At 41.6% G+C, this 8,878-nt stretch carries 6 protein-coding genes; all 6 read right to left on the reverse strand.

Annotation, left to right across the window (positions count from 1 at the left end):
* A partial coding sequence (locus ACH2DQ_RS20230; protein ID WP_395028050.1) for a transglutaminase domain-containing protein occupies positions 1-2,093 on the reverse strand: 2,093 nt, incomplete at its 3' end.
* A gap of 113 nt (positions 2,094-2,206) precedes the next feature.
* Positions 2,207-3,637: a leucyl aminopeptidase family protein gene (locus tag ACH2DQ_RS20235; protein WP_394916084.1), complete on the reverse strand. Its 1,431-nt coding sequence runs from the start codon at positions 3,635-3,637 to the stop codon at positions 2,207-2,209.
* A 193-nt stretch (positions 3,638-3,830) separates the two neighbouring features.
* Complete coding sequence (locus ACH2DQ_RS20240) at positions 3,831-5,825, reverse strand: beta-galactosidase trimerization domain-containing protein (RefSeq protein ID WP_394916083.1); 1,995 nt, start codon at positions 5,823-5,825, stop codon at positions 3,831-3,833.
* Between the two features lie 101 nt (positions 5,826-5,926).
* Positions 5,927-6,778, reverse strand: coding sequence for a carbohydrate ABC transporter permease (locus tag ACH2DQ_RS20245; RefSeq protein ID WP_394916082.1), 852 nt, complete (start codon positions 6,776-6,778; stop codon positions 5,927-5,929).
* 10 nt (positions 6,779-6,788) lie between these two features.
* Positions 6,789-7,670 carry a carbohydrate ABC transporter permease gene (locus ACH2DQ_RS20250; RefSeq protein WP_394916081.1) on the reverse strand — a complete coding sequence of 294 codons (882 nt, stop codon included), beginning with the start codon at positions 7,668-7,670 and terminating at the stop codon, positions 6,789-6,791.
* A 178-nt stretch (positions 7,671-7,848) separates the two neighbouring features.
* The coding region (locus tag ACH2DQ_RS20255; protein WP_395028054.1) for an ABC transporter substrate-binding protein at positions 7,849-8,878 on the reverse strand (1,030 nt) is incomplete at its 5' end.

The following is an 8,878-nucleotide window of genomic DNA, read 5'->3' on the forward strand; positions in this document are numbered from 1 at the left end:
AGCTCTAATTCCTTTTTCTCTCCCTGATTTAATGCAAAACAATAGGTCTTTGCAAAGATATTTCCGTTTGGCAGACGGTTAGAGGTAACCACACGGTAAATTCCGGTCTCTAACGCCACTGTCATGCCATCTTCCCATGCTTCTCCTGCCAAATTTAACGTCTGATAATCGCCGTCTTTACATACAGCAAGCGTCCAGTTCTGGAAATAAACCCATTTTGTACTGTCTCCGGCTGTCAGGCGCAGTGTACAATCTTTTCCGGCATTTTCCACAATAGGGCAAAATGCTCCCTCTTTATAATATTCCATACCCAGATCAGCCGGGTTTAACCTTGCTGCTATGCCAAGGGTACGGCAGATTGCAACAAAAAGAATCTTCTTTGACTGATAGCTGCCTGTTTTCAGGAGCAGACAGCCTGTGGGTGATGTAGTCAGGCTTTCGTATTCTCTGTCTCTCTTTTCCCCTACAGAAGCTTCCACGTACTCCCAGATGCGGCGCGGATCTGATATAAATTCCTGTTTCTGATCCTCTGTAAAAAATTCCCGTATAAACGCACGGTATTTTGTGAGGGGTTCGATATAGACTCTTGGGTTTAAAATATAGCGGATGAAAATGTCATGAGGCACATTTTGAATATAAATTTTACTTTCTCTTAAATGCTCTTCCAGTACATCACTCTTTAAATCTCGGTAGTCTTTTTTCGTCAAAGCAAGGAGAAGTTCTTTTCTCAGGTCTGTTTCTTCAGTAGACTCCAGGAAGTTCACTACTTCTTCAAAATTCCCTCTGCTCTCTTTTAAAATCTCATCTATCCCATTTTCGTATGTGCTGCAGATCTCTTTTGCTTTCTCTGCCTGGTAGAACGATGCTGCTTTTTTTTGTCTGTGGGCTGCTGCTTCTGCGAAGCGCACTTCCCCTCTTTCTTTTTGTTCTTTCCGGGGCTGTTTGGTATTAATTCTGGCATCTTTTGGAGCAATCACGTCGAAATCCTGCCACTGATCCAGAAGCATTGGTGTGCATCCGGCTTTGGCATCAGATAAATGATCTCCTTCCAGGACAGCCTCAAAAGAAACCGTACAATCTTTTTGTTTCTCTACATCCACTAACTTCTCAGCAAACAGCCCGTCCTTTATTACATGCAGGTGACAGCTTCCAAGTCCCGTACAGAATCCCGCCTGTCCCTTTTCGTCAGTTAAGATTGCCGCAATGGGGGCGAACTCTGAGTAGTTCAGGATTTCAAACTTTACTAGTGCTCCCGGTACCGGCTTTCCATTACCGTCGGTTACATGTACCGTCAGTTTTTCGGTCAGTGCATAACGCTTAAGCTGTCCCAGAACAGTTACCATGCCGTCCTTCTGAATGACTTCTTCCTCTGCCGGGACGGAATCAAACCATCTGGAATGAACCAGCATGGCTCTGGATGAAGCATTGGTAAACCAGCCTTTGTCTAATATTTCTTCCGGTTCACAAGCCCCAAGGAAATGCCAATTACCATCACACCATACTTCTACCCAGGCATGATTGTCATCGCAATGGGACCATTTTGGAGCATAGACCTGGCGCGCCGGAATTCCTACACTTCGCAGTGCACTGGTTGTAAAAGTAGATTCTTCCCCACAGCGTCCGAAAGCACTTTTATAAACGGTCATGGGAGAAACGGTACGGTCATCGGTAGTCTGGTATGTAGCTTCTTCTGCACACCAGTAATTTACTTCAAGTGCAGCTTCCTCCATCGTTTTGTTCTCAATCCGTCCCGATAAACAGGAAAAGAAAAAAGTCCTGCAAGGAGAAATATCCTCTTCATTTATACGATGGTAAACCACGTAATTCAAAAAAATATCTTCCGGCAACTTTCCTGCAAATGCTCCCTGTTCCCACAGCAGTGCACCCTGTTTCGCATAATCCAAAAAGACTTCGAAGGAGTAATTTCCCAGATCACTTAGAGGCATAGTTGCGTATAAATATTTCATCAAAAGTGTCTCCTGAGGAGAACACTCCTGTAATTTTATTCTTATTTTTTCAAATAGTTCCGGATATGCCGATACTATATCTGCAAATCCATTTTCAATCCGTTCTTCACATTTTACTGAAAACATATTCATTATCCTTTCTACTTCAGTCAATATCATGCCCCAGAAGCCGGGCATAAGTTTGTAAGCTCTAATACTGCATTGCGTAAATAACAGTGATATCATACATGATTAATAAATTATGGAAATAAATAATAGAGAGTAGTAACACCAGCTCCGGTAGCACCTTTAGACTGATATTCAAAAAGCGGGCTGTCTACCCATGCGGTACCTGCAATATCCAGATGAATCCATGGTTTTTCCTCAGCAAAGGCTTTTATAAATAAGGCTGCCGTTATCGTACCGCAATGGCTTTCTCCCATATTCCTGATATCTGCAATTTTGCTTTCGATCATCCGCTCCTGTTCTTCGTAAACTGGCAGACGCCAATAGCGTTCTCCAGATAGCCGATATGCCTCTTTAAATCTTGCAAAAAGGCCATCATGATCACAAACCACTCCCGCAGTAGAGAACCCAAACATATTTACAACGGCTCCCGTAAGCGTAGCAATATCCAAAACCCGGGTTACATTTTCATTTTTTACTGCATAGGAAACGGCATCCGCAAGAATCAGGCGTCCTTCTGCATCTGTGTTGCAGATCTCGATGGTCTTGCCCCCATAAGAAGATATTACATCTCCAGGTACAAGGCTTCCGGGCGCAATCCGATTCTCACACATTGGTATGAGTCCGATCACATTGGTCTTTACCTTATTTTTTGCAAGAGCCAGTACCGCACCTGCAACTGCGGCGCCTCCCGCCATATCTCCTTTGATCCCAAGCATGGAATTAGAAGGTTTTAAGCAGTATCCGCCTGTATCACAGGTAACTCCTTTTCCAACCAGTGCCGTAATTTCTTTACTGTCGGGATCAGCCAGATAACGGAATATGAAAAAACAGGGTTCATTGGAACTGCTTTCCCCTACAGACAGAAGGCCTTTCATTTCCAGTTTTTTTAATTCTTGCAAACTAATCAGTTCACAGACCACCCCGGTGTTCTCCATCTTTTTGCTGATTTCTGCTGCAAAATCCAGAGGCTTAAAATGATTGCCGGGCATGTTGACCATGTCTCTTGCCCATACCACGGATTCCCCGATATGAATTCCTGCCTCAAGCTCTTTTTTTGCCGCTTCTAATCCTTCTTCCGATATTCCGCTGAGCGATACCTGCAGTTCTTTCTTTTCTTTATCTCCAACTTTATCCCCCAAAAAAGGACCCTCATAATCCCCCAGCAGAATACCCTCTGCTGCTTCACGGATGGCGAAAATTCCTTTCTTTTCTATAAAGAAAGACATATCTATAGAAAACTCGCAGATATTGTGCTGCTTCATCTCTTTCACTGCCTTTGCAGAGACTTCTTTGATTTCCTTACTACTACAATCATTATCACCTAAACCGATTAATAAATCAATCTGTTCATTTGAATTTTTCAAAAAAAATGCCTGGAGATATTCTCCCTGAAAAAGTCTTTTCGCGTAATCCGGGCATTCCGCCTGGACCCATGCTTCTTTACTTATAAACTTTACCTGAAAAGCCTCGCTGCTATTTACAACTGCCTCTATCATAATCATACCCCAACTGCCTGCCCTTTTCCTAAAAATTTGACGGCTGGCATTCCTTTCTCTGTTTTTATGACTTCATAAAGAGCAGGAAGCCAGCACAGCATTGCACAAATAATTTGCGCAATGCTGTACCCTGGATTTCTCCCGGCATCCTGCTCTTTAATTTAGACCACGTTACACTTTGTGAAAAACACACCCTTGATTAGTATTGGATACTTATCATATTGTGACCCTTCACTTCCTGTAAGGTAAATGTAATATACTGTCCTTCCTGTTTAAAGGAGACGGCATTGTTTTCCGGTACAAGAGATACGGACTGAACCTTTTTCTCTCCTACATAAAGCTTCATTGTTATCATATACAGGGGAATCACATCTTCTACCGTATAGATATCTTCAGAACGTTTTTCTGTAATGTAATGTAACAAATGAAGAATATCGCGGTTTTCTGCTTCCTGATGATTCAGTGATGAAATCAGCGTGGAAGGACCATCATGGTTAACCAGCTTGTGCTCCAATAATAAATCCAAGGCATCTTTCACCATCAATTTGCACCATCTTGCTGCATTTTTACGATAGAGGTGGAAGATCGGATGTGAAAAGTATACAGCATTTCCATTTCTCGTGACAGCCGGATAACCTGCTTTTCCGGATGACGGCGCATGCTGGTGGGAGCAGAAGGTTTTTCCGATACGGTCAAAATAAGGTTCTATTTTATCCATTATCACTTCGGCTCCTGCCGGTTCCACATCAAATCCTCTTAGATACATGACAAATTCTTCTTTTGGAAGATCCTTGCCAATTACTTCATTCGGCATGACAAATTCACGGTAGAACTTCGATTCACCCAGATATTTCACGCCATAAATATTTTCACTTCCATCCTTCGGAATACAGGAATCAAAGGAACCAATTACTTTTCCGCCTTTAGCAATATAATCTTTCATCACCTTATCCAAATCCGCATTGTAGTATATACAATCCGGTAAGATCACTACTTTATACTGATCCATCGGCATCTGACTGTCAATAATGTCAAACTGGTAGGATAATTCCTGAAGCATGCGGACCGTACCGATCAGGGAGGGGGAAATACCCAGATCGTATTCTTCTTCCGGATAGAACTCTTCCGGTGTGAGCACTGCGATTTCTGCTACAGATGATGCACTGCGGCAATATGGTTCTTTTTCCTTAACGCTGCCGTAAACCTGCCCGATCAGGTCATAGGCACCAGGAGATAATTTGCCGTTTGGATGCAGCTGGTCACCGATGGAACAGCCTGCGCCCATTGCCAGCATACTAAAGCATTCCAACTCCAGCGCCGAACGGTTTTTCAGAGAGTGGAAATCTCCCCAGTAAGTATGGAATTTACCGGTCATTCCGATCATCTCTTTTCCAAGGTTTCTTGCATAGCGGCTGGTTGCCGGAAAGTGGTCGTATCCCCAGCCGCCGCTTGGCAATGACTCCAGCTCTAAATGGCTGTAATCCTTGAAGCTGTCCTTATAAGCAGGTCCAACATGGGAGCTGTTATAAAAAATACTTGCTTTTGGTGCTCTTTCACGGATGAATGCTGATATTTCAGACTTGAATTCTTCCAGCATATGTATGGAATAACGAAGGCGTGCCGCCTTGCTTTCCACATCCACATGAAGTTCTTCCATCTTCTTAACACAATGCTCACATTTACAGTCCACCTGGAACAGAATATCCATGAAGATACCGTCCACCTTGTCTGCCCCTACCACGTCAATCATATCTTCTAAATGTTCCTTGAAGAATTCACGATATCCGCTGTTCAGGCAGATGGTATGGTAGAAATGAGGTGCCGGTACATGCTGGGTATCAATATATTCACCGTTTTCATCCACAGCAAGCCATTCCGGATGTTCTCTCATAATACGTCCATCCCACTGTGCTGTTGTATAGATCGGCACTTTGATACCTTTTTCATGGCAGGCTTCAATCTGCTCTAACAGCAGGTTATGGTTTGTAAGATCCGGATGAATTAAATCCGGAAATTTCTTTGACGGATAATAGAGCCATCCGTGGTGGCACCTTGCAAAACAGGTGATTGAATCTACATTTGCTTTCACTAAGGTGTCCGCAAATTCTTCTTTATTGAAGTCTTTTCCTACTTCTGGTATATATTCACTGGTATGGAAGTCTAAATGAATTTGTCTGTATCTGATATTTCCCACGTACCATTCCTCCTGATGTTTTCCGCCCTTATTGATCTGGTTTGATATATAGCCGGGCATATATTTAAAATTATATCTGATTATTCAGCCATGTGCAATGCTTATTCTTTTACTGCTCCTGCTGACAAACCGCTCTCTACTTTTTCCTGGAATAACAGGTATAAAACAAGCGGTACAACTACTGTAATAACGATTGCAGCCATTAAAAGACCATGTTCACTTCCACGTTCTCCGTTAAAGTTCAGCAGACCTAAGGCGATTGGTTTTAAATTTTTATCATTGATGAACAACAGAGGGAATAAAATGTTGTTCCATGCGCCCAGGAAGTTGAAAATGGAAATTGTGGACAAAGCAGGTACCGATAATGGAAGCATAACCTTACGGTAAATCTGGAAATAAGTTGCACCGTCAATTAATGCTGCTTCTTCCAGAGATTTGTTAACGCCCTTCATAAAGTTTGTTGTTACGATAATACTAAATGGAAGGTTGAATGCAACATAGATCATAATCAATGCCGGAATATTATTTTTCAGGTTCAATGCCCCAATAATATAAGAAACCGGAACCAGTACCGTATGCACCGGGATCATCATACCTACCATAAAGAATACACTTAAAAATCCGTTAATTTTAAAATCAAATCTGGAAAGCATAAATGCTGCCATGGATGCCACAATTGCCAGTACGATAACCGTTGCACCTGCCTGAATGATACTGTTCAGGAAATACTGGCCCATGTTGGCGCCGTTCCATGCATCTACGTAGTTTTTCCACTGGAATACTTCCGGAAGCGCAAATGGCTTGGAGAAGATTTCTACTTTTGTTTTTACAGAAGACAACAAGGTGAAAACCATTGGCATTGCAAACATTACTGCATTTGCAATCAGGAATAAATACATGACCACGGTACCCACTGTTATTTTTTTACGTTCTTTTTTCACTTTGTTTTTCATGGTATACCTCCTAGTTCTCTTTGCTGCTCATAAGTTTATTACTGATTAAAGTACCGCCCAGACAGATGACCAGTATGATAATACCGATTGCACTGCCAAGTCCGTAATGACTGTATTTAAACGCTTCGTTGTACATCAGCGTTGTGGGCAGATTGGTAAGTCCGTTTGGCCCTCCACCAGTCATCGCAAATACCAGGTCGAATACTTTTACAGATCCGATGATATCCAGTAAGATACACATAGAAATGGTTGGTTTCATCATTGGTACTGTAATTTTAAAGAACTGCTGTATTTTTGTAGCACCGTCAATGGATGCCGCTTCATACAGATCTTCCGGTATGGTAGTCAGTCCGGCAAGTAATATAACCATGAAATAACCAACGCCCGCCCAGATATTAACGAATACGATTACGTTCATTGCAGATGCGGGGTTAACCAGCCAAGGGGTAACCAGATCGGTAAGTCCTACAACTTTTAATAATGCATTGAAGGATCCTGTTGGCATAAATACAAAATACCACATCAGACCTACTGCAGTTAACGGAAATACGGTCGGCACAAAGAATAAAGCCTTAAACAAACGGTATCCCTTACATTTAGTGTTAATTGCCACAGCCATTAAAAGAGCAATGGGCGTATGGAAGATTACACTAAATACTACCATTTTTAACATGTTCTTAAGTGCAAGAATAAAATCAGGATTCTTAAATGCATTTGCATAGTTCTGGAATCCTACGAACTTCAGTTCTGATCCTGCAATTCCGCTCCATTCAATAAAGGAAAAATACACTGCTCCGATTAATGGGATAATCTGAAACAGAAGGTAAATCACTAATGCAGGAACGATAAATAGAAAGATATAAAATTTGGTCTTCTTACTTTTTAGTTTCATTCGTATCTTTGTCCTCCTTTTAGACAAAAAATTTCACAATTCAATTTAAAGCACACCGCATCAGTGTGGTATCATTAACATACTCAAAAGTGAATTGTGAAATTTTTTATATACTGCCGGAGAAATTCCCCGGCAGTATCTGAATTTATGAATTTAATTTACTGACTGATACCACGCACTATTTTGCGTTATTATCAATTTCTCCCTGAATCTCCTGTGCAGCTGCTTCTGCTGTTGCACCTGTAAACATACTTACGATGGAGTTTCTGGTTCTGTCCTGCATAGATGTCAATGGATCAAAGTCAAATATATCAACGCCGATACCGGTAGAGGTTCCACCTAATTTAACATTTTCAACAAATAATGGAGAGCATTTGCTTTCATCAAGATCAATATCTGTTCTTGGGATTAAGAAAGCAGCTTCTTCTGCATATCTCTTAGCAGCGTCTTTATTTGTCAGCATTTTTAATAATTCAATTGTCAGGTCTAATTCTTTTCCCTGTAATTTACCATTTACCATATATGGGCTTAATGTCTGCATATCTTCGTTTTTGAATTCCTCTTTCTCTTCGAAATATGGGAATTTAGCAACTTTAATACTGTCAGTTACAGGTGTTTTTTCTTTATCTGTGAATACTCCAATGTTCCAAGGGCCTGTGATAACCATTGCTGCTTCACCCTGCTGGAACTGTGTCATAGCGATATCATCTGTGATACCTGCTGCACTTGCATCGAATGCACCTAAATCAATTAAGTCTTTTTCTTTCTGCAAGGTTTCAACGACGTCACTGTCTGTCCATTTCTTTTCACGGTTTCCAAGCAGTTTCGCTGCTTCTGTTCCTAACCATTTGTAGAAGATCTGGTCATGTAAATGTCCTGCCATGTAAGTACTCTGAGCTCCCATAGCAATCGGGATTACACCGCTGTCTTTTAATTTTGTGATAGCATCTGTAAATTCTGTCCATGTTTCCGGGAATTTATCAACGCCTGCCGCTTTGAATAAATCTTCGTTATAGTATACGCCAATCAGTCCGGATTCCATTGGTACTGCGTAAGTTCCTTCCTGTCCCGGTACCTGGTAGTATGCAAGGGAACCTTCTGTAAATCCGCCGCCCCATTCTTTATCTTCCTCTAAATACGGCTGAAGATTTAAGATCATGCCGTTATCAATATACTCAGAAAGGTTTGCAACACCCTGGATTCTAAAG

The sequence above is a fragment of the Robinsoniella sp. genome (assembly GCF_034124845.1).

Coding starts and splice junctions, on each gene's coding strand:
- ACH2DQ_RS20235 (WP_394916084.1), bottom strand. CDS start 3,637: ATGATTATGATAGAGGCAGTTGTAAATAGCAGCGAGGCTTTTCAGGTA.
- ACH2DQ_RS20245 (WP_394916082.1), bottom strand. CDS start 6,778: ATGAAAAACAAAGTGAAAAAAGAACGTAAAAAAATAACAGTGGGTACC.
- ACH2DQ_RS20250 (WP_394916081.1), bottom strand. CDS start 7,670: ATGAAACTAAAAAGTAAGAAGACCAAATTTTATATCTTTCTATTTATC.